This is a genomic window from Enterobacter sp. MGH 38 (genome assembly GCF_000492855.1).
Lineage (GTDB): Bacteria > Pseudomonadota > Gammaproteobacteria > Enterobacterales > Enterobacteriaceae > Enterobacter > Enterobacter hormaechei_C.
The window spans coordinates 1,380,762-1,402,809 of the sequence record NZ_KI535608.1 but is presented as its reverse complement, the minus strand read 5'-3'; the positions used below and the strand labels follow the sequence as shown (position 1 = coordinate 1,402,809).

The following is a 22,048-nucleotide window of genomic DNA, read 5'->3' as shown; positions in this document are numbered from 1 at the left end:
GACAAAATCAACGGCGCGATCTCACAACCTGATAGCGACGGGTAAAATACTCAAACGGCGCGCTCCACACGTGCACCAGGCGGGTGAACGGGAAGATAAGGAAGATCGTCATCCCCAGCACCAGATGCACGCGGAAGATCGGCGCGACGCCGCTCAGCATTTCCGACGAGCCTCCCTTGAACGTCACGATCCCCTGCGCCCAGCCGACCAGCTTCATCATCTCGCTTCCGTCAGGATACTGGGCGGAGAAAGGAATGGTCGACAGCCCAAGGATGCACTGAAGCAGCAGGATACTCATGATGATAATATCCGGCGTGGTGGACGTGGCGCGCACCCGCTGGTTGAACAGGCGGCGGATCAGCAGCATAGAGCCGCCAATCAGCGTTAGCACCCCGCAAATGCCCCCCGCAATCATGGCTAACTGCTGTTTAACCGCGATGGGTAAAAACCAGGCGTACATCCAGTGCGGGGTTAACATGCCGAACAGGTGCCCGAAGAAGATCCCCAGAATGCCGATATGAAACAGGTTCGAAGCCCAGTTCATCCCGCGCTTGCTGAGCATCTGGCTTGATGAGGCGCGCCAGGTGTACTGCCCGTAATCGTAGCGCAGCCAGCTGCCAAGGAAAAAGACGGTGGCGCAGATGTACGGATAAATGTCATAGAAAAACACGTTCAGGTAATGAGTCATTTTGGGCCTCCGGCGCTGACGTCCACGTACTGCGGCGCGACGTCCTGGCTAAAGCGTCGTTGATATTGCTGCATCGGCGAACTGTCGCACGATGTGGCGTTGTCTTCGATAAACTTGACCTGTTCCTCTTCCCACACGGCGTCCAGCGCCTGACGGGTATCATCCCGTATTTCACCGGACACCTGTTTCGCCACGCTGTCGCTGGAAAGCCGTGTTTCCGCCAGCGACAGCAGGGCGTCAAACAGCTGGTAATGCGCGACCTCGCGCTGTTTCAGGCGGCCTCCAATCAGCGCCAGTATAGGCGCGACGTTTTGCAGCCCTTCACGTGCCTCGTCGTCGCTGACGATACTGAGATATTCCAGATAGAGCGGCAGATAGTCCGGCAGCTCGCGGCAATCCAGCTCCAGCCCGGCTTTCTCATACTGGCTCATCAGGTCGACCATCGCCTGACCGCGATCGCGCGACTCGGCGTGAACGTGCTCGAACAGCAGCAGCGACGTTGCGCGTCCCCGCTCGAAGACTTCACACCATTCGGCCTGCTTATCCAGCAGCGGGGCGCTCAGGTGCTGCTGCGCAAACGGCAGCAGCATGGGCGCATCCTGTTCCACCAGGGAAAGCGCTTCGTCACGGTTTTCCCACAGCAGCTCATCGGGATACTCAATGAGCAGCGCGATGATTTTGAGGATTTGCATTACTCTCCCTCCCCGTGATCGCGCACTTCGGTGATGTTGATCGCGTCGATGCGGCTGCTGTTGAAGAGGTTGAATTTTGTGTCGGAGCCGTGACAGCCGTCGCCGAAGGTGAAGCCGCAGCCGTTTTTCTCCGGGAAAGCGTCGCGTGCCATTTCGCGGTGGCTGGTGGGGATCACGAAGCGGTCTTCGTAGTTGGCAATCGCCAGATAGCGGTACATCTCTTCAACCTGCGCTTCGGTCAGGCCGACCTCTTCAATGGCGCGGGTATCGGTCACGCCTTCCACGGTCTGGGAGCGCTTGTAGTGACGCATTGCCATCATGCGCTTCAGGGCGCGCAGCACCGGGCCGGTATCGCCCGCGCTGAGCATGTTTGCCAGGTATTGCACCGGGATGCGCAGGCTTTCTACCGCAGGCAGTACGCCGTCGCTCTGCGGCAGACCACCCGCGTCCGCGTAGGACTGAATCGGTGACAGCGGCGGCACATACCAGACCATCGGCAGGGTGCGGTATTCCGGGTGTAGCGGCAGGGCGAGCTTCCAGTCCATCGCCATTTTGTAAACCGGGGAACGCTGCGCTGCGTCGATGACGTTCTGCGGGATGCCCTGCTTCAGGGCTTCTTCAATCACCGCCGGATCGTTCGGGTTAAGGAACACGTCGCACTGGCGCTCATACAGATCGGTTTCATGCTCGGTGCTGGCCGCCTCTTCAATGCGGTCTGCGTCATACAGCAGCACCCCGAGATAGCGGATGCGTCCGACGCAGGTTTCCGAGCAGACAGTCGGCTGGCCGGACTCGATGCGCGGATAGCAGAAGATGCACTTCTCTGACTTGCCGCTTTTCCAGTTGAAGTAGATTTTTTTGTACGGACAGCCGCTAATGCACAGACGCCAGCCGCGGCATTTGTCCTGGTCGATCAGCACAATGCCGTCCTCTTCGCGTTTGTAAATCGCACCGCTCGGGCAGGTGGCGACGCAGCTCGGGTTCAGGCAGTGCTCGCACAGGCGCGGCAGGTACATCATGAAGGTGTTTTCGAACTGGCCGTACATCTCTTTCTGGATCTTCTGAAAGTTTCGATCGCGGGCGCGTTTTTCGAACTCGCCGCCCAGCAGCTCCTCCCAGTTGGGCCCCCATTTGATTTTATCCATTCGCTTGCCGTCGATCAGCGAACGTGGGCGGGCGGTGGGGAGGTGGTCTCCCTCCGGGGCGCGGTGCAGATCCTGGTAATCGAAGGTGAAAGGTTCATAGTAATCGTCAATCTGCGGCAGGACGGGGTTAGCGAAAATCTTCGACAGCACGCCCATTTTGCCGCCCAGGCGCGGGGTCAGCTTGCCGTGAATCCCGCGGATCCAGCCGCCTTGCCACTCATCCTGATCTTCCCAGTTTTTCGGATAGCCGATGCCGGGTTTGGTTTCGACGTTATTAAACCACGCGTACTCCATCCCTTCGCGCCCGGTCCAGACGTTCTTACAGGTGACCGAGCAGGTGTGGCAGCCAATGCATTTATCGAGATTCAGTACCATGCCAACCTGTGAGCGTATTTTCATTTTTTCGCCTCCTGTACCTGATCCCGACCTTCGCCGTCCAGCCAGTTAATGTTTTTCATTTTGCGGATCATGATGAACTCGTCGCGGTTCGAGCCGACGGTGCCGTAATAGTTGAAGCTGTACGCCAGCTGCGCGTAGCCGCCGATCATGTGGGTCGGTTTCGGGCAGACGCGGGTAACCGAGTTGTGGATCCCGCCGCGCCGTCCGGTTACTTCTGAACCCGGAATGTTCAGAATTCGCTCCTGAGCGTGGTACATCATGGTCATGCCCGGTGGCACGCGCTGGCTGACCACCGCGCGGGCGGTGAGGGCGCCGTTGGCGTTGAAGGCTTCAATCCAGTCGTTGTCCTCAATGCCCAACTCGCGCGCGTCGGTTTCGCTGATCCAGACGATGGGCCCGCCGCGCGACAGGGTCTGCATCAGCAGGTTTTCGCTGTAGGTGGAGTGAATGCCCCATTTCTGGTGCGGCGTCAGAAAGTTAAGCGCTTTTTCAGGGAAGCCGTTCGGCGGGATCTCGCGCATATGGGTTACGCTGCGGGTATCAATCGGTGGACGATAGGCCACCAGACTTTCACCGAAGGCGCGCATCCAGGCATGATCCTGATACAGCTGCTGGCGGCCGGAAATCGTGCGCCACGGGATCAGCTCGTGAACGTTGGTATAGCCTGCGTTATACGACACGTGCTCGCTCTCAAGGCCGGACCACGTTGGGCTGGAGATAATTTTGCGCGGCTGCGCCTGAATATCGCGGAAGCGGATTTTCTCATCTTCTTTGTTCAGCGCCAGATGGGTGTGATCGCGCCCGGTCAGTTCGCCGAGGGCTTCCCAGGCTTTGACCGCGACCTGACCGTTAGTTTCCGGGGCAAGGGCGAGGATCACCTCTGAAGCATCAATGGCGGTCTCGATGCGCGGACGGCCTTTGGCCGGGCCGTCGAGCTTGACGTAGTTGAGCTTGCCGAGGAAATCGACCTCATTCTGGGTGTTCCACGATATGCCTTTTCCGCCGTTGCCGAGCGTGTCCAGCAGCTGGCCAAGCGCCGTAAAGCGCTCGTAGGTTTCCGGATAGTTGCGCTCGACGACTGCAATGTTTGGCGCGGTTTTGCCGGGGATCAGATCGCACTCGCCTTTGCGCCAGTCCAGAATATCAAAAGGCTGCGACAGCTCCCCCGGGGAGTCATGCTGTAGCGGCTGTAGCACCACGTCAGTTTCGGTGCCGAGATGCCCTACGCACACTTCAGAGAACACCTTAGCGATGCCCTTGTAAATCTCCCAGTCGCTGCGGGACTCCCACGCCGGGTCAACGGCGGCGGAGAGCGGGTGAATAAACGGATGCATGTCCGAGGTATTCATATCGTCTTTTTCATACCAGGTGGCGGTGGGCAGGACGATATCCGAGAACAGGCAGGTGCTGGACATACGGAAATCAAGCGTCACCAGCAGATCCAGCTTGCCCTCAATGGCGGCGGTTTGCCATTCTACTTCCTCAGGCTTCACGTCGTCCGTTGAACCTAAATCCTCACCCTGAATACCGCTCTCGGTGCCAAGCAGGTATTTCAGCATGTATTCATGGCCTTTCCCGGACGAACCGAGCAGGTTAGAACGCCAGACGAACAGGTTGCGCGGGTGGTTCTTGCCGTTGTCCGGCTGTTCGCAGGCGAAGCGAATATCACCCGATTTTAACGCCTGCACGGTGTAATCCTGCGGCGACATCCCGGCGGCGTTGGCGCGAGCTTTAACGTGCAGCGGGTTGAGGTTGAGCTGCGGCGCGGAAGGGAGCCAGCCCATACGCTCGGCGCGGACGTTGAAATCAATCAGGTGACCGGTAAACTTCGATGCGTCTGCAAGGGGAGAAAGCAACTCCTTTGCGGTGAGCTTCTCATAGCGCCACTGGCTGGCGTGGTTGTAAAAGTACGATGTGCTGTTCATCTGGCGCGGCGGACGGTTCCAGTCCAGCGCGAAGGCCAGCGGCAGCCAGCCGGTTTGCGGGCGCAGCTTTTCCTGGCCGACATAGTGCGACCAGCCGCCGCCGCTCTGCCCGACGCAGCCGCAGAAGACCAGCATGTTGATCATCCCGCGGTAGTTCATGTCCATGTGGTACCAGTGGTTCACACCGGCCCCGAGAATGATCATCGACCGTCCGTGGGTCTTATGCGCCGTGTCGGCAAATTCACGGGCGATTTTTTCTATCAGATAAGCGGGGACGCCGGTAATTTGTTCGCCCCAGGCCGGGGTGTAGGCTTTTATCTCGGCGTAGTTTGTCGCCGCGTTACTGTCTTCCAGACCGCGATCGAGGCCGTAGTTTGCGAGCACCAGATCGTACACGCTAACCACGCGTCTCTGGCTGCCGTCGGCCAGCGTCAGGGTCTTACTCGGTACTCGGCGCGTCAGCACCGGCTCCTGCTTCACGCTGCGGAAATGCGGGTTCTCGTTGCCCCCGAAGTAAGGGAAGGCCACGTCTGCCACGCTGTCGTGGGTGATGAGCAGGGAAAGCGTCAGCTCGGTTTCCTGTCCCGCGGCCAGCGACTCCAGGTTCCATTTGCCTTTTTCACCCCAGCGGAAGCCGATGGAACCATTCGGCGCCACCAGATTTCCGGCCACGTCAAAGGCGATGGTTTTCCACTCCGGATTATTGGTTTCACCCAGCCCGTCGGCCAGATCCGATGCACGCAGCATGCGGCCCGGCACCACGCGACCGTCAGCCTGTTCATCCAGCAGAACCAGCATCGGCATGTCGGTGTAGCGGCGGCAATAGTTGAGGAAGTAATCGCTCGGGTTATCAAGATGGAACTCTTTGAGGATCACATGCCCCATCGCCATGGCAAGGGCGCTGTCGGTACCCTGTTTGGGGGCCAGCCATTGGTCGCTGAGCTTTGCCACCTCCGAGAAGTCCGGCGTAATGGCGACGGTCTTGGTGCCTTTGTAACGCACTTCGGTAAAGAAGTGGGCGTCCGGGGTACGCGTCTGCGGCACGTTCGAGCCCCAGGCAATGATATAGCTGGAGTTGTACCAGTCCGCCGATTCCGGCACGTCGGTCTGTTCGCCCCAGGTCATCGGCGACGCCGGAGGCAGATCGCAATACCAGTCATAGAAGCTCAGGCAGGTGCCGCCGAGCAGGGAGAGATAGCGCGTACCGGCGGCATAAGAGACCATCGACATGGCCGGGATGGGGGAAAAACCGGCTACCCGATCCGGGCCGTAGTTTTTGATGGTCCAGACGTTGGCGGCAGCAATCAGCTGGTTAAGCTCTTTCCAGTTTGAGCGGATAAAACCGCCTTTACCGCGCGCCTTCCTGTAGCTCTGCGCTTTCTGCGGATCGTTCTGAATGGCGTCCCAGGCCAGCACCGGATCGGTATGCTGCGCCAGCGCCTCGCGCCAGAGTTCGATCAGCCGACGGCGCACCAGCGGGTATTTCAGGCGGTTGGCGCTGTAGAGATACCAGGAGTAGCTTGCGCCGCGCGGGCAGCCGCGTGGTTCGTGGTTAGGCAGGTCAGGGCGGGTACGCGGGTAGTCGGTCTGCTGGGTTTCCCAGGTCACCAGGCCATTTTTGACATAAATCTTCCAGCTACAGGAGCCGGTGCAGTTAACGCCGTGGGTGGATCGCACAATTTTATCGAACTGCCAGCGTTGACGGTAGCTGTCCTCCCAGTCGCGGTTGGTGTGGTACACCTGCCCGTGCCCATCGGCGAAACTGTCGCCTTTTGTTTTGAAGTAACGGAAGCGGTCCAACAGTTTGCTCATGACATTTCTCCTGCTTCGATAGCATGGCCGGAGGGTGAGGCATCACGCTCCGGCGAAGATGTAGTTATTATTTTTGTGAGGATTTGCGGCCGTACACCAGCCAGGTGACGAGTACGCAGACGATGTAAAACACGAGGAAGACTTTCATGGCGCCCACAGGGGATCCGGTCATCGCCAGGGATGTGCCAAAGGCTTTGGGAATAAAGAACCCGCCTACCGCACCGATGGCAGAGATAAAGCCCAGCGCGGCAGCCGTTTCGGTCACCGCTTCATGCTGTGCCTGTTCGTCGCTCCCGCCCTGTTTTTTTATGCGGTCGAGGGTGATTTGGCGAAAGATAATCGCGATCATCTGGAAGGTCGAGCCGCTGCCCAGGCCTGCGGTCAGAAACAGGCCCATAAAGACCAGATAGAAGGCGATAAAACTGCCTGAACCAGACCCGGGGAGTGTCAGGAAAATCAGGGCGCTAAAGATGGCCATAAAGACGAAGTTGATCAGCGTCACCCGTACGCCGCCCAGCCTGTCTGAAATCATCCCGCCAGCCGAACGCGCCAGGGCGCCAATCAGCGGGCCAAAGAAGGCGAGGTGGAGGATATTTACGTCCGGAAACTGGGTTTTCGACAGCATGGCAAAGCCTGCCGAGAAACCGATAAACGAGCCGAAGGTTGCCAGATAAAGCAGGCTCAGCAGCCAAAGGTGAAAGCGCTTAAGTACCGGAAGCTGGCTGGCAATGGATGCTTTCGAGCTGGCGATGTCGTTCATGCCAAAAAACGCCGCAAGGGTGGCCAGAATCAGCAGCGGCGCCCAGATCCACGCCGCGTTCGCCAGCCACATCGTCGAGCCATCCTCCTGGGGGACGCCATGAACGCCGAGAAAGGTAAACATCGGCAGGAAAATCACCAGCGGCGCAACCAGCTGCATCACGCTCACACCCAGGTTACCCAGCCCGCCGTTAATGCCCAGCGCGCTGCCCTGTCTGGCTTTCGGGAAGAAGAAGCTGATGTTTCCCATGCTGGAAGCGAAGTTGGCGCCGGCAAAACCGCACAGCAGTGCAATGATGATAAAGACCCAGTAAGGCGTGGCGGTATTCTGGATGGCGATCCCAAGCCAGACACAGGGTACGACCAGGATAACGGTGCTTAACACGGTCCAGTAACGCCCGCCAAATATCGGCACCATAAAAGAGTAGGGGACACGCAATATCGCGCCGGAGAGAGAAGGTAATGCCGTTAGCATAAAAAGCTGATCGGTGCTGAAATTAAATCCGACCTTATTAAGGTTTACCGCAATAGCGCTAAACAACATCCAGACACAAAACGCGAGGAGCAAACACGCCACGGAAATCCACAGGTTTCTTCGTGCGATATGTTTCCCTTTATTCTCCCAAAATTGCGCATTTTCCGGTTTCCAGTTACTCAACAGATGCTGGTTACTCTTCTCGCTTTGATGTGACATATCACCCTCTTGCTTACCCAAGTGGAGAGAAAAAATTAAATAAAAACAGAAAGATACCTGTCGATAGCTTGTAGGAATTATTGGATGTTATGGGATACATCTGAAAGGATAGATAAAAAAGCGAATCCCTGAGTTTGGAATGGGAATCTGGGTTCGCTTTATGTGTTACTAATTGTAACTTTTTGCGGAAATTAATACCCCGATGGGAGTATTAAAACAATTCGAGGGAGATAAGTTTATCCAGATGCTTATTAAAGGCCGCGTCGTCCATTTCAGGCATATTTAATACGTATATGCCATCCAGGCCACATACCAGACCAATTAAACGCCAGGCGATATTTTCCGGCTGGTCAGCAAGCGTAAAGGCGTTGGCCTCCGCCCCGGCCCTGATAATCGCAACCGTTTCCTGGTGCCACATCTCCATAGTCAAAACGTAGGCGCCTTTAATATCGCTATCCCGGCTGGCGAGAATTTGCGCCTCTCGCCACAGCCGAATGTAGGGCTCAAACCCGCCGTCATCGCTGCCGAGCATGGCATGCAGGCGCTCGCGCCAGCCAGCGTTTTCGCCAACGATTTCAGCATCCAGCAAATCGCGGATTAGCCGGACAAACGCCAGCGACTTAAGCTCGCCCGCCGACGCAAAGTGGTGATGCAACTGCCCGGTAGCGACGCCCGCTTCGGTGGCGATGCGGCGCACGGTCATTGCAGCGAATCCTTCGGTCAGCGCCACGCGCATCGCGGCCTGGAGGATCTCTTCCCGCCGCTCGTCCTTGCTCAGATAACGCATAATTTCTCACTCTCAATGGCAACGAAACGAGTGTAACAAAGAGCTGGACAAGTGTTCAACTTTACGTAGGATCGCAATTTGGACATGTGTCCAGTTTTTAACTGAAAAGGAAATTTATGTTTCGTCAGTGGTTAGCGTTAGTGATTATCGTGCTGGTATATATCCCGGTGGCGATTGACGCGACGGTGCTGCACGTGGCGGCGCCAACATTGAGCATGACGCTGGGTGCCAGCGGCAACGAATTGTTGTGGATTATTGATATTTACTCGCTGGTGATGGCGGGGATGGTGCTGCCGATGGGCGCGCTGGGCGATCGCATAGGTTTTAAGCGCCTGCTGATGATCGGCAGCGTGCTGTTTGGCCTGTCATCGTTAGCGGCGGCTTTTGCGCCGTCCGCGGGCTGGCTGATTGCCGCCCGCGCGTCGCTGGCGATTGGCGCGGCGATGATTATTCCGGCTACGCTTGCAGGGATCCGCACGCTGTTTATTGATGCGCGGCACCGTAATATCGCCCTCGGCGTCTGGGCTGCCGTTGGGTCGGGCGGCGCGGCGTTTGGCCCGCTGATTGGCGGCATGCTGCTGGAGCACTTTTACTGGGGTTCGGTCTTCCTGATTAATGTGCCGATCGTGCTGATGGTGGTTTCGCTTGCTGCGCGCTTTGTGCCTGCTCAGCAGGGGCGGCCCGAGCAGCCGCTCAATATCAGCCATGCCATTATGCTAATTGTGGCGATTTTACTGCTGGTCTATAGCGCCAAAACCGCCCTGAAAGGGGTGCTGTCGCCGTGGATGGTGACCATTACGCTGCTTACCGGGGCGGTGATGCTGTTTATCTTCGTCCGTATCCAGCTGCGCGCGCGCGTACCGATGATCGACATGCGTCTGTTTTGCCATCGCATTATTTTAAGCGGCGTGGTCATGGCGATGACCGCCATGATTGCGCTGGTGGGCTTTGAACTGCTGATGGCGCAGGAGTTGCAGTTTGTGCATGGTTTTACGCCGTTTGAAGCAGGGATATTTATGCTGCCGGTGATGGTGGCGAGCGGATTTAGCGGGCCGATCGCGGGCGTGCTGGTCGGGCGTCTGGGGCTGCGCATTGTCGCGGCCGGAGGCATGGGGCTAAGCGCAGTCAGTTTTATCGGCCTGTCGATGCTTGATTTCAGCACCCAACAGTGGCAGGCGTGGAGCCTGATGGTGCTGTTGGGCTTCAGTGCCGCCAGCGCACTGCTGGCATCGACGTCAGCGATCATGGCTGCCGCGCCGAAAGAGAAAGCGGCCGCCGCAGGCGCGATCGAAACCATGTCCTACGAGCTGGGCGCTGGTCTGGGGATCGCCATTTTCGGTTTGCTGTTAACCCGCAGCTTTTCGGCGTCTATTGTACTGCCGCAGGGGCTGAGCGCGTCGCTGACCGATAAAGCCTCGTCGTCCATCGGTGAAGCGATGAAGGTGGCGCAGGAGCTGACGCCGTCGCTGGCCGAGCCGGTGATGACGGCGGCGAAAACTGCGTTCATCACCTCGCACAGCGTGGCCCTGGGCAGTGCGGGAGGCATGCTGCTGATTCTGGCGGTCGGGATCTGGTTTAGTCTGGCGAAGGTCGGAGGGCAGCAGTAATAAAAAAGGCCAGCCGCGAGGGCTGGCCTTTTGAACTAACAGATCTTAGAACTGGTAGGTCAGACCCACAGCCACGATGTTGTCGGTAGCCACTTTGGCATCTTTGGTGAACTGGCTGTCATCCACGAGGTTGATTTTGTAATCAACGTAGGTGGACATGTTTTTGTTGAAGTAGTAGCTCGCGCCAACGTCAACGTATTCAACCAGATCCTGGTCGCCATAAGAACCGATGTCTTTACCTTTGGATTTCAGGTAAGCGATGGATGGACGCAGACCGAAGTCGAACTGGTACTGCGCCACAACTTCGAAGTTCTGCGCTTTGTTGGCAACGTGACCGTTACCGAACGCCGTCATGTTGCGGGTTTCAGAGTAGGTGGTTGCCAGGTAGATGTTGTTCGCATCGTACTTCAGGCCAGCAGCCCACACTTCTGCGTTTTCGCCACCGGCGTTCAGGTTGCTTGCAGCACGAACCTGACGGTCAGTACGGTCAGATTTCGCGTAGGTCGCACCCACACCGAAGCCGTCGAATTCATAGGTAGAAGACAGACCCCAGCCGTCACCGTTGGATTCGGTGATCTCTGAACGGTCGTTTTTACCCTGGTACTGAGCAGCCACGTTCAGGCCGTCAACCAGACCAAAGAAGTCGGTGTTACGGTAGGTTGCAACGCCAGTGGTACGGCCGGTCATGAAGCCATCAGTCTGCGTCCAGGTATCGCCACCGAACTCTGGCAGAACGTCAGTCCATGCGCCGATGTCATAAGCCACACCGTAGTTACGACCGTAGTCGAATGAACCGAATTCATCGAATTTCAGACCAGCGTAGGCCAGACGGGTTTTGTTGCCGTCGGAACCCTGAGCTTCGGAGCGATTGCCCTTGAACTCATATTCCCACTGGCCGTATCCGGTCAGCTGATCGTTGATCTGAGTTTCACCTTTGAAGCCCAGACGAACATACGTTTTGTCGCCGTCGCTACCAGCATCATCAGAAAAATAGTGCAGACCAGTAACTTTGCCGTACAGATCCAGTTTGTTACCGTCTTTGTTAAAAACTTCAGCCGCGTTAACAACGCCAGCTGCCAACATGGAAGTCACTGCCACTGCAACTAATTTAAGTTTCATCTTAAATAATCCTTATAATTTTATTTAGGTATTTCCTAAGCCACCTGAGCGATTTTTAAACGAGGCTTATCGTCAATGGCAGACTATTTTTAAAATTCCGTAGACTGCTTTCAATAATAAGTTTCAAAATATTAAAGATAATTTCAATTAGTGTGATCCCGATCGGGTAAATTGCCCTTAAATCGCTCAATCAGGTTAATATATAGACATAAATTGATTATTAACAAAGCACGATAATATGGCTGTAAATAATTTCTGGACGTTTTAGTTTTTCTGGGGAATTAAAGGAATTTGACAGAGAGTATCAACGTGTGGGGCGCGATAACATATTATAAAACAGCGGATTATGAATTTTCCGGTGAGCCAGTGTCTGTTTTCTAAGTGAAATATTCAGAAATAAACTATTGCACTTTGTGCTATATAGCGCGGTAATATTGGCGCTGAACTAATTACCTGTGTTGTCAGTTTATGTCAACTTCCACAACGGCTCTGGCTATCTGTGGGCATTCTATACAGAAATTTTAGTTGTCTCGAATGTTACCAATTATATTCGAGGGTGTGATCACACATTAAATAATTGTTAATTTTGTGCCGGGCATATTGGGTACCCGGCAAAAAATAAAAATACTATTTGCGCGTGGCATACCAGCACAGTAACGATCCGGCGCACACCATTAATGCCCCTTGCCAGAATGAGAATGAAAGCGTAGAGCTCAGCACAATAGCCGCCAGCGCGGCGGAAAGAACGGGCGTGAAATAAGAGACAGCCGCAAGCACCGTGACGTTACCGTGAAGAATACCGATATTCCAGGCGGCGTAGCCAAAGCCAAGCGCAACCCCACACATCAATAGCTTCACCACAACCGGGACGCTGAACACCATTTCGGGCTGATCGCTGACGGCATATTTGACCCACAGGCTCAGGGCGGTCAGCAGGACGAAAAGGGTAATGCCATTTTGCCCTTTGGCATACTTGCTGGTGACGGTGCAGTAGGCGGCCCAGATAAAAGCGCCAGCAAACGCCAGCCCATAACTCAGCGGACTTGAAACGACGTTCTGCATGATGTCATTCAGTTGCAGACCGTTTTCGCCACCTAAAACCCAGCACACCCCCAACAGCGAGATGAGAAGCCCAGGGATGACCCACAGGGTGGATTTTTGCCCGTTGAACAAAATCGCGAAGGCAATCGTCAGGCTTGGCCACAGATAATTGACCATACCGACTTCAATCGCCTGTGAGCGCGTCGCGGCATATCCCAGCGACAGGGCCAGGCACATCTCATAGCTGACAAACAGGATGCTGCCCGCAAGAAGATAGCGCCTGGAAAAACGCCGAAGATCGGGAAAACCCACCGTTACCAGACACAGCAGCCCGCTGACGGTGTAAATCATCGCCGCGCCGCCCACCGGGCCCAGTCCTTCACTGACGCTGCGGATGAGACCCACCATGGTGCTCCACAGCAATATGGCCGCCAGGCCTGTCAGCGTTGCTCTTTTTCTGTCCATTACCCTGCCAGTCTTCAAAAAATCAAAGGGAAAACTTATAGCATCTATCCGCTACACCTGGCGAATTTTCTACTGGGGAGATACCCCGAAAAGAGTAGCAAATCGTACCAGCGGTGACTATTTGGGGGGCTAAGTATAGCGACCTTGATTTGACGCAATAAAAAAAGGGGCTTTGCTGTTAGTTTGCCGCGCGAAGTCTTATCAGATAAAGAGGACAACAATGGACGTCAGCCGCAGACAATTTTTTAAAATCTGCGCGGGCGGTATGGCCGGAACAACAGCCGCGATGCTGGGATTCGCTCCCAAAATGGCGCTGGCTCAGGCACGCAACTATAAACTGCTGCGCGCGAAAGAGATCCGTAACACCTGCACATACTGCTCCGTGGGTTGTGGGCTATTAATGTATAGCCTGGGTGATGGCGCGAAGAACGCCAAAGAAGCGATTTATCATATTGAAGGGGACCCGGACCATCCGGTGAGCCGCGGGGCGCTTTGCCCGAAAGGGGCGGGGCTGCTGGACTACGTCCACAGTGAAAACCGTCTGCGCTACCCGGAATATCGTGCGCCGGGGTCTGACAAATGGCAGCGTATCTCCTGGGACGACGCTTTCTCCCGAATTGCAAAACTGATGAAAGCGGATCGCGACGCCAATTTTATTGAGAAGAACGAGCAGGGCATCACGGTAAACCGCTGGACCTCCACCGGGATGCTGTGTGCCTCTGCGGCAAGTAATGAGACCGGCATGCTGACGCAAAAATTTGTGCGCTCCCTCGGCATGCTGGCGGTTGATAACCAGGCGCGCGTCTGACACGGACCAACGGTAGCAAGTCTTGCTCCAACATTTGGTCGCGGTGCGATGACCAACCACTGGGTTGATATCAAAAACGCAAACGTCGTGGTGGTTATGGGCGGTAACGCCGCTGAAGCCCATCCGGTGGGGTTCCGCTGGGCGATGGAAGCGAAAAACAACAACGATGCGACGCTGATTGTCGTCGATCCACGCTTTACGCGTACGGCATCGGTGGCTGATATCTATGCGCCGATCCGCTCCGGTACGGATATTACGTTCCTTTCCGGCGTACTGTTGTACCTGATCGAAAACAATAAGATTAACGCGGAATACGTTAAGCATTACACCAATGCCAGCCTGCTGGTGCGGGAAGATTTCGCTTTCGAAGATGGTCTGTTCAGCGGCTATGACGCCGAGAAACGTCAGTACGATAAATCATCCTGGAACTATCAGTTCGACGAAAACGGCTACGCGAAACGCGATGAGACCCTGAGCGATTCGCGCTGCGTGTGGAACTTGCTGAAACAGCACGTTTCCCGCTATACGCCGGACGTGGTGGAAAACATCTGCGGTACGCCGAAAGCGGACTTCCTGAAAGTGTGTGAAGTGCTGGCCTCCACCAGTGCCGCCGACAGAACCACTACTTTCCTGTACGCGCTGGGCTGGACGCAGCATACCGTGGGCGCGCAGAACATTCGCACCATGGCGATGATCCAGCTGCTGCTCGGCAACATGGGGATGGCCGGTGGCGGCGTGAACGCCCTGCGCGGGCACTCTAACATTCAGGGCTTAACCGACCTCGGCCTGCTGTCGACCAGCCTGCCGGGTTACCTGACCCTGCCGTCCGAGAAGCAGACCGACTGGCAAAGCTGGCTTGACGCCAACACGCCAAAAGCGACGCGTCCGGACCAGATGAACTACTGGAGTAACTATCCGAAGTTTGCCGTCAGTCTGATGAAATCGTTCTACGGCGACGCGGCGCAGAAAGAGAATGACTGGGGCTTTGAGTGGTTGCCGAAATGGGACCAGACTTACGATGTCATCAAGTATTTCAACATGATGGATAAGGGCGACGTCACGGGGTATATCTGCCAGGGCTTTAACCCGGTGGCGTCATTCCCGGATAAAAACAAAGTCGTTCGCAGCCTGAGCAAGCTGAAGTACATGGTGGTTATCGATCCGCTGGTCACCGAAACGTCTACGTTCTGGCAGAACCACGGTGAATCAAACGATGTCGATCCGGCATCCATTCAGACGGAGGTGTTCCGCCTGCCATCGACCTGCTTTGCGGAAGAGGACGGTTCTATTGCCAACTCTGGCCGCTGGCTACAGTGGCACTGGAAAGGTCAGGATGCGCCGGGTGAAGCGCGTAATGACGGCGAAATTCTGGCCGGGATTTACCATCGTCTGCGCGAGATGTACCGCACAGAAGGCGGCAAAGGCGCTGAGCCGCTGCTGAAGATGAGCTGGAACTACAAGCAGCCGGATCATCCTGAGTCCGAAGAGGTGGCAAAAGAGAACAACGGTGTGGCGCTGGCCGACCTGTACGATGCCAACGGCAATCTGGTGGCGAAGAAAGGCCAGTTGCTCAATAGCTTCGCGCTGTTGCGTGACGACGGTACCACCGCCTCGTCCTGCTGGATCTACACCGGCAGCTGGACTGAGCAGGGTAACCAGATGGCCAACCGCGATAACGCCGATCCGTCAGGCCTGGGTAACACCCTGGGCTGGGCATGGGCGTGGCCGTTAAACCGCCGAGTACTGTACAACCGTGCCTCCGCAGACGTGAACGGTAAGCCGTGGGATCCGAAACGCATGCTGATCGAGTGGAACGGCACGAAGTGGACGGGGAACGATATCCCGGACTTCAACACCGCCGCGCCGGGTAGCAACACCGGGCCGTTTATCATGCAGCCGGAAGGGCTGGGACGTCTGTTTGCTATCGACAAACTGGCGGAAGGGCCGTTCCCTGAACACTACGAGCCGATGGAAACGCCGCTCGGCACTAACCCGTTGCACCCGAACGTGGTGTCAAGCCCGGTGGTACGCATCTACGAAGACGACGTGCTGCGTTTAGGTAAAAAAGACAAGTTCCCGTATGTCGGCACTACTTACCGCCTGACCGAGCATTTCCATACCTGGACCAAGCACGCGCGGCTTAACGCCATCGCGCAGCCGGAACAGTTTGTGGAGATAAGCGAAACCCTGGCGAAGGCGAAAGGCATTGCCAATGGCGATCGCGTGAAGGTCAGCAGCAAGCGCGGCTTTATTCGCGCGGTGGCGGTGGTCACCCGTCGTCTGCAAACGCTGAACGTGCACGGCCAGCAGGTGGAAACGGTGGGCATACCACTGCACTGGGGCTTTGAAGGGGTAGCGCAGAAAGGCTACATCGCCAATACCCTGACGCCAAACGTCGGCGATTCCAACTCGCAAACGCCGGAGTATAAAGCGTTTCTGGTCAACATCGAGAAAGCGTAAGGAGCGATTAAATGGCGATGGAAACACAAGACATTATTAAACGCTCCGCGACCAACCCGATAACGCCCGCGCCTCGTGCGCGGGACTACAAGGCAGAAGTCGCCAAGCTGATCGATGTCTCTTCCTGCGTGGGCTGTAAGGCCTGCCAGGTGGCCTGCTCGGAGTGGAACGATATCCGCGACGAGGTGGGGCACTGCGTAGGGGTCTATGACAATCCTGCTGATCTGAGCGCCAAGTCCTGGACGGTGATGCGCTTTAGCGAAACCGACCAGAACGGCAAGCTGGAGTGGCTGATCCGTAAAGACGGCTGTATGCACTGTGAAGATCCGGGCTGCCTGAAGGCATGCCCGTCTGCCGGGGCAATCATTCAGTACGCCAACGGGATCGTCGACTTCCAGCAGGATAACTGCATCGGCTGCGGTTACTGTATTGCGGGTTGTCCGTTTAATATCCCGCGTCTCAATAAAGAGGATAACCGGGTCTATAAATGCACCCTGTGCGTCGATCGCGTCAGCGTCGGCCAGGAGCCTGCCTGCGTTAAGACCTGTCCTACCGGGGCGATCCACTTCGGCACCAAAAAAGAGATGCTGGAAGTGGCGCAGCAGCGGGTGGATAAGCTCAAAGCGCGCGGCTATGACAAGGCCGGGATTTATAACCCGCAGGGCGTGGGCGGCACGCACGTCATGTATGTTCTGCACCACAATGACCAGCCGGAGCTGTATCATAATCTGCCGAAAGATCCGGCGATCGATACATCAATCAACCTGTGGAAAGGGGCGCTTAAACCGCTTTCAGCGGCGGGCTTTATCGCCACCTTTGCCGGGCTGATTTATCACTACATCGGTATCGGGCCGAATAAAGAGGTGGATGACGACGAGGAGGAGCATCATGAGTAAGTCGAAAATGATAGTGCGCACAAAATTTGTCGATCGCGCCTGTCACTGGACGGTAGTCATCTGCTTCTTCCTGGTGGCGGTATCCGGCATATCGTTCTTCTTCCCGACGCTACAGTGGCTCACGGAAACCTTCGGGACACCGCAGATGGGGCGCATTCTGCATCCCTTCTTCGGCGTGCTGATTTTCGTGGTGCTGATGTTTATGTTCGTGCGTTTTGTTCATCACAACATCCCTGACAAGCAGGATATTCCGTGGCTAAAAGGGATTGTTGAGGTTCTGAAAGGCAACGAGCATAAAGTCGCGAAGGTGGGGAAATACAACGCCGGGCAGAAGATGATGTTCTGGACCATCATGAGCATGATTTTTGTGCTGCTGGTGACCGGGGTCATCATCTGGCGTCCGTATTTTGCGCACTATTTCCCGATTCAGGTAGTGCGTTATGCGCTGCTGATCCACGCGACCTCGGCCATTATTCTGATCCACGCCATTCTGATCCATATGTATATGGCCTTCTGGGTGAAAGGATCGATTAAAGGCATGATTGAAGGGAAGGTGAGCCGCCGCTGGGCGCAAAAACACCATCCGCGCTGGTACCGGGACGTTGAGCGTCTTGAAGCGCAAAAAGAGAGTTCGGAAGGGTTGAAGTAAACCTTGCGCCGTCGGCATTGTCCGGCGGCGCTGCGCTTGTGCTGGCCTGCTTCCCCGTATCAAAATCGCTCTGCAATATACCGGAAGGGATATTTTGTAGGCTTCACTTTGCCGATCTTGCGTTTCGGTAAATCCACTTTGTCTACGTGAATTTCTTTATAGGGGATCTGTGAAAGCAGATGCGAAATAATATTCAGCCGCACCCGTTTTTTATCTTCTGAGCGCGCCACAAACCACGGCGCCCAGGCGGTGTCGGTCGCTTTAAACATCGCGTCACGGGCGAGGGTATATTCATCCCACAGATTAAAAGATTTTATGTCCATTGGAGAAAGCTTCCAGATCTTGCGACCATCATTAATGCGATCGCGCAGGCGGCGTTCCTGCTCTTTTGGCGTTACTTCAAGCCAGTATTTCAACAATATGATCCCGGCATCGACCATCGCTTTTTCCATTACCGGCGTTCCATCAAGAAATTTTTCGGCCTGCTCTTCAGTACAGAAACCCATTACTTTTTCCACCCCCGCGCGGTTGTACCAGCTGCGGTCAAAAATAACGATTTCCCCGGCAGAGGGCAGATGAGGAACGTAACGCTGAAAATAGAGCTGACTTTTCTCTTTATCGGTGGGGGCCGGTAACGCAACAACGCGAAACACCCGGGGGCTGACGCGTTCGGTGATGGCTTTGATGACGCCGCCTTTACCGGCGCCGTCTCGCCCTTCAAAAACAATACAGACTTTTAACCCTTTGGCGACCACCCATTGCTGGAGCTTAACCAGTTCAACATGGAGGCGGCGCAGCTCTTGCTCGTACGTTTTGGTTTTGAGCGGCGCGTTTTTAACGACATCATCAACAACACGGGTTTTCTTCTTACTGACCATGGCGGGTCTCCCTATGGGTCCGGTCGCGGGATCGAGGCCGTACTAAGCGTGTAATCGGCCTGAATGAATGGATTAATGTGTCAGAAAGCTGATTTGAACTGGTTCACCATACAAGTTTAATCAATAATGCACGCTGCGTATTTTTTAACAGTGGTCGCGGTATGAAAAAGACAATTTTTTCGTTAGCACTGGCTACCTTTGGTCTGGGGATGGCTGAATTTGGCATCATGGGCGTGCTGACAGAACTGGCCCATGATACGGGCATTTCGATTCCCTCTGCCGGAAATATGATTTCGTTTTACGCTTTTGGCGTGGTGATCGGCGCGCCGATTGTGGCGCTGTTCTCCAGCAAATTTTCGCTGAAAACAACGCTGCTGTTTCTGGTGGCGATGTGCGTCGTTGGTAACACACTCTTTACCTTCTCTGACTCCTACGTGGGGCTGGCGGCGGGGCGCTTAATCTCTGGTTTTCCGCATGGCGCGATTTTCGGCGTGGGGGCGATAATCCTGTCAAAAATCGCACCGCCGGGTAAAGTGACGGTCGCTGTGGCCGGGATGATTGCCGGGATGACCGTTGCCAACCTGCTTGGCGTACCACTCGGGACGTGGCTGGGACATGAATTTAACTGGCGTTACACCTTCTTTTTGATTGCGGTCTTTGACGCGCTGGTGATCCTGTCTGTTCTGCTGTGGGTGCCAGACATTCACGACACGACAACCACCCGGCTGACAGAACAATTCCATTTCCTGAAGAAACCGGAACCGTGGTTGATTTTTGCCGCTACGATGTTTGGCAATGCCGGGGTGTTTGCCTGGTTTAGCTTCGTGAAGCCGTTTATGGTCAACGTGTCAGGCTTTTCCGAGGGCGTGATGACCGCGATCATGATGCTGATGGGGCTGGGCATGGTGCTGGGAAATGTCTTCAGCGGCAAGCTGTCGTCGCGCTTTAGCCCGCTGCGCATTGCTGCCACCACCGACCTGGTGATTGTGGCTTCGCTGCTGGCGTTGTTCGCCTTTGGCGAGCTTAAAACAGCTTCACTGGTAATGGGATTCGTGTGCTGCGCCGGGCTGTTTGCGCTCTCTGCGCCGCTGCAAATACTGCTGCTGCAAAATGCGAAAGGCGGCGAGATGCTGGGGGCCGCAGGCGGACAAATGGCGTTTAACCTCGGCAGCGCAATTGGCGCGTATTTCGGTGGAATGATGATTACGCTCGGCTTTAGCTGGAGTTATGTCACGCTGCCGGCAGCGATCTTATCCTTCTCAGCGATGACCTCTCTGTTGATGTATGGTTATTTATGTGCCAAAAAGCGTCAGGCCAACGCAGGAGCGCTGGCCTGATTCCACATGTTGCCCGCTGGTCGCGGGTGGTGGAGTGGACTACACGAATTTCGCCAGCGGGTCAGCGGCGGCAAAAGCAACCGCTTTGTCTGCTGCTGGCGGGTAAATCAGTTCGTTGGTGATGGCGACTTTGATCTTTTTGCCTTCCTCGCGCACGGATTTAATGCGCTGGTCCCAGCCCTCGGTGTATACCGCACCCCAGCTACCCAAATCCAGACAGGTGACGTAGTTCACCTGACGGTAAGGATACGGCTCCAGATTTAACAGGCTGGCCGCCGCGTTGTGTCCGGCGAATTTCCCCAACTGGATCGCGTGCTGGCAGGTCATCAGCGCCGTGTTGCCCACATCGTCCGTTTTGGCATGCGCCATATCACCCGTCGCGTAAACCTCCGGATGCGCAGGAACCTGCAATGTGTCGGTGACGATAAGGCGTCCCTGAGTGTCGCGTTCCCCGTCAATTTGCAGGCTGAGGGGGTTAGCTTCTACCCCTGCCGTCCACACTACAGTGGCGCTGGCAATGCGTTCTCCGTTTTTCAGCGTTACGCCGCTGGCATCGATGGCTTCAACTTCACTGTTTAAACGCCATTCAACGCCCAGCGCGCTGCTTGCTTCTTCAATGGTGTTTCTCAGCGCCTCGCTGTAACGCCCGCCAATGGTTGCACCCCTTTCAACTACGATTATTTTAGTCTTTGTATTGGCGCCGAAGCGAGTGCGGAGCCGGGCAGGGAGTTCCGTTGCCAGCTCGATGCCGGTAAAGCCGCCGCCACACACGACCACAGTATTACGCTCCGGGGTGGAGGGGCGCGAAACCAGCGAATCAAGATGTTGCTCGAATAACCTGGCGGAGTCGAGTTGGTCGATATCAAAGGCGTATTCAGCCAGACCGGCAATCGGGGGGCGTTTAGTCTGGCTACCGGTTGCGAGGATCAGACGTTCCCAGGCGACGTCAGCAATCACGCCGTTTGAATCGCGATATAAAACGGTTTTAGACGAGGTATCAATACGTTGTGCTTCGCCCGCAATAAAGGCGATACCCAGCTCAGCAAACAGTTCGGTCAGCGGCGCGACCATCGTCGACACGTTCTCTTCATAAAAGCGTGGGCGAACGCGTAGCTCCGCAACAGGGGCCAGCACGGCAATGCTGAGGCTATTGTTACCCGCCAGAGCAGAAAGGCGCGCGGCGCTGACCGCAGCCCACATACCGGAAAACCCACTACCCACAATTAAAATCTGCTTTTTCATACTCGATCCTTTAGTGCGTCAGGCTGTATGTCTGACATAACTGCCACTATACTTGTCGGAGTTAACTGCGACAACTTCTTTCTGAGTTAAAAATCGTTATAATGCAGCGAACAATGACCCGGAGTGAGCCATGGCGTTTTACAGTTCTGGTGTGGAATATGGCATTCATAGCCTGATGTGTATGGTGGATGCAAAAGGCAATGAACGTGAGATGAGCGTCCGGGAGATGGCGGCCTTGCAGGGCGTGCCGTACGACTATCTTGGAAAAATCTTCACCCGTTTATCACGCGCGGGGCTGGTCATCAGCACCGAAGGCAAAGGGGGAGGCTTCCGGCTGGCGCGTCCGGCCGAGCTGATCAGCGTGCTGGACGTGGCGCACGCCATCGACGGCGAGAAGAATATGTTTGAGTGTCGGGAAGTGCGTCAGCGCCTGGCGGTGTTTGATGAAACGCCACCTGCCTGGGTCTGTGACGGCCCGTGTGGGGTGCGCTCGGTCATGGACAGCGCGCAGCAGCGGATGGAAGAGGAGTTAGGGCGCCATACCATCCTGGATCTGGCGCGGAAGATGTATCGAAAAGCGCCTGACACGTTCCAGATCGAGGTTCAGGAGTGGATTTCCGATCGCCGTTCGTCCACGTGAAAAGC

At 55.8% G+C, this 22,048-nt stretch carries 16 protein-coding genes; 6 read left to right on the top strand and 10 right to left on the bottom strand.

Annotated features, from left to right (window positions below):
* Positions 1-7 precede the first annotated feature (7 nt).
* The 6 genes from narI to L384_RS04820 all read right to left on the bottom strand — a co-directional run bounded on the left by narI (position 8) and on the right by L384_RS04820 (position 8,901).
* On the bottom strand, positions 8-688 hold the full coding sequence (gene narI, locus L384_RS04795) for a respiratory nitrate reductase subunit gamma (RefSeq protein WP_003857027.1): 681 nt from the start codon (positions 686-688) through the stop codon (positions 8-10).
* Positions 685-1,380, bottom strand: coding sequence for a nitrate reductase molybdenum cofactor assembly chaperone (gene narW, locus L384_RS04800; protein ID WP_023324683.1), 696 nt, complete (start codon positions 1,378-1,380; stop codon positions 685-687). Before narW ends, narI begins: the two co-directional genes overlap by 4 nt.
* Complete coding sequence (gene narH / locus L384_RS04805; protein ID WP_022651229.1) at positions 1,380-2,924, bottom strand: nitrate reductase subunit beta; 1,545 nt, start codon at positions 2,922-2,924, stop codon at positions 1,380-1,382. The genes narW and narH overlap by 1 nt, the downstream gene beginning before the upstream one ends.
* Entirely contained in the window at positions 2,921-6,661 is a 3,741-nt protein-coding gene (locus tag L384_RS04810) for a nitrate reductase subunit alpha (protein ID WP_023324682.1), read from the bottom strand. The genes narH and L384_RS04810 overlap by 4 nt, the downstream gene beginning before the upstream one ends.
* A 67-nt stretch (positions 6,662-6,728) precedes the next feature.
* Positions 6,729-8,114 (bottom strand): NarK family nitrate/nitrite MFS transporter, encoded by a 1,386-nt coding sequence (locus L384_RS04815; protein ID WP_023324681.1) that lies wholly within the window; start codon positions 8,112-8,114, stop codon positions 6,729-6,731.
* Between the two features lie 211 nt (positions 8,115-8,325).
* Positions 8,326-8,901, bottom strand: a complete 576-nt coding sequence (locus tag L384_RS04820) for a TetR family transcriptional regulator (RefSeq protein WP_003857036.1) — start codon at positions 8,899-8,901, stop codon at positions 8,326-8,328.
* A gap of 116 nt (positions 8,902-9,017) precedes the next feature.
* Between L384_RS04820 and L384_RS04825 the strand changes: the two genes are divergently transcribed.
* On the top strand, positions 9,018-10,508 hold the full coding sequence (locus L384_RS04825) for an MFS transporter (RefSeq protein WP_003857038.1): 1,491 nt from the start codon (positions 9,018-9,020) through the stop codon (positions 10,506-10,508).
* Positions 10,509-10,553: 45 nt separating this feature from the next.
* Here L384_RS04825 and ompC read toward each other — a convergent pair whose 3' ends face one another.
* Both ompC and yddG read right to left on the bottom strand, forming a co-directional pair.
* Positions 10,554-11,627 (bottom strand): porin OmpC, encoded by a 1,074-nt coding sequence (gene ompC, locus L384_RS04830; RefSeq protein WP_003857040.1) that lies wholly within the window; start codon positions 11,625-11,627, stop codon positions 10,554-10,556.
* A 627-nt stretch (positions 11,628-12,254) separates the two neighbouring features.
* Positions 12,255-13,133 carry an aromatic amino acid DMT transporter YddG gene (gene yddG, locus L384_RS04835; protein WP_003857042.1) on the bottom strand — a complete coding sequence of 293 codons (879 nt, stop codon included), beginning with the start codon at positions 13,131-13,133 and terminating at the stop codon, positions 12,255-12,257.
* 220 nt (positions 13,134-13,353) lie between these two features.
* Here yddG and fdnG point away from each other — a divergent pair, with 220 nt between their 5' ends.
* From fdnG to fdnI, 3 genes are read left to right on the top strand one after another with little or no spacing between them, the layout of a single operon-like run.
* Positions 13,354-16,401, top strand: a complete 3,048-nt coding sequence (gene fdnG, locus L384_RS04845; RefSeq protein WP_155857819.1) for a formate dehydrogenase-N subunit alpha — start codon at positions 13,354-13,356, stop codon at positions 16,399-16,401.
* 11 nt (positions 16,402-16,412) lie between these two features.
* Entirely contained in the window at positions 16,413-17,297 is an 885-nt protein-coding gene (fdxH, locus tag L384_RS04850; protein ID WP_003857048.1) for a formate dehydrogenase subunit beta, read from the top strand.
* A complete protein-coding gene (fdnI, locus tag L384_RS04855; protein ID WP_003857050.1) occupies positions 17,290-17,946 on the top strand; it encodes a formate dehydrogenase-N subunit gamma in 657 nt (218 codons plus the stop codon). Before fdxH ends, fdnI begins: the two co-directional genes overlap by 8 nt.
* Before the next feature lie 59 nt (positions 17,947-18,005).
* Here the strand turns inward: fdnI and ppk2 are convergent, their stop codons facing one another.
* Positions 18,006-18,824, bottom strand: coding sequence for a polyphosphate kinase 2 (gene ppk2, locus L384_RS04860; RefSeq protein ID WP_003857052.1), 819 nt, complete (start codon positions 18,822-18,824; stop codon positions 18,006-18,008).
* A gap of 161 nt (positions 18,825-18,985) precedes the next feature.
* On the opposite strand from ppk2, the gene araJ reads away from it, so the two are divergent.
* A complete protein-coding gene (gene araJ, locus L384_RS04865) occupies positions 18,986-20,161 on the top strand; it encodes an MFS transporter AraJ (RefSeq protein WP_003857053.1) in 1,176 nt (391 codons plus the stop codon).
* Between the two features lie 39 nt (positions 20,162-20,200).
* Here araJ and L384_RS04870 read toward each other — a convergent pair whose 3' ends face one another.
* On the bottom strand, positions 20,201-21,403 hold the full coding sequence (locus L384_RS04870; RefSeq protein ID WP_023324679.1) for an NAD(P)/FAD-dependent oxidoreductase: 1,203 nt from the start codon (positions 21,401-21,403) through the stop codon (positions 20,201-20,203).
* 130 nt (positions 21,404-21,533) lie between these two features.
* Here L384_RS04870 and L384_RS04875 point away from each other — a divergent pair, with 130 nt between their 5' ends.
* Positions 21,534-22,043 carry an RrF2 family transcriptional regulator gene (locus tag L384_RS04875; protein ID WP_015570482.1) on the top strand — a complete coding sequence of 170 codons (510 nt, stop codon included), beginning with the start codon at positions 21,534-21,536 and terminating at the stop codon, positions 22,041-22,043.
* Positions 22,044-22,048: the final 5 nt, after the last annotated feature.